The organism is Neisseria sp. WLZKY-1 (genome assembly GCF_046546535.1).
Classification (GTDB): Bacteria; Pseudomonadota; Gammaproteobacteria; order Burkholderiales; family Neisseriaceae; genus Neisseria.
This window is the reverse complement of the sequence record NZ_JBKGTW010000139.1, coordinates 1-357: the sequence shown is the minus strand read 5'-3', so window position 1 is coordinate 357 and position 357 is coordinate 1. Positions and strand designations below refer to the sequence as shown.

General features: G+C 51.8%; 1 protein-coding gene. It reads left to right on the top strand.

Annotated elements, in window-relative coordinates:
* Nucleotides 1-35 precede the first annotated feature (35 nt).
* A partial coding sequence (locus ACLD9W_RS12560) for a transposase (RefSeq protein WP_410842306.1) occupies nt 36-357 on the top strand: 322 nt, incomplete at its 3' end.

The window sequence follows — 357 nt, the reverse complement described above, 5'->3', positions numbered from 1 at the left end:
CCTAAATTCCCACCAAGACATTTAGGGGATTTTCCATGAGTACCTTCTTCCAGCAAACCGCACAAGCCATGATTGCCAAACACATCGACCGCTTCCCACTATTAAAGTTGGATCAAGTGATTGATTGGCAGCCGATCGAACAGTACCTGAATCGTCAAAGAACCCGTTACCTTCGAGACCACCGCGGCCGTCCCGCCTATCCCCTGTTGTCCATGTTCAAAGCCGTCCTGCTCGGCCAATGGCACAGCCTCTCTGATCCCGAACTCGAACACAGCCTCATCACCCGCATCGATTTCAACCTGTTTTGCCGTTTTGACGAACTGAGCATCCCCGATTACAGCACCTTATGCCGCTACC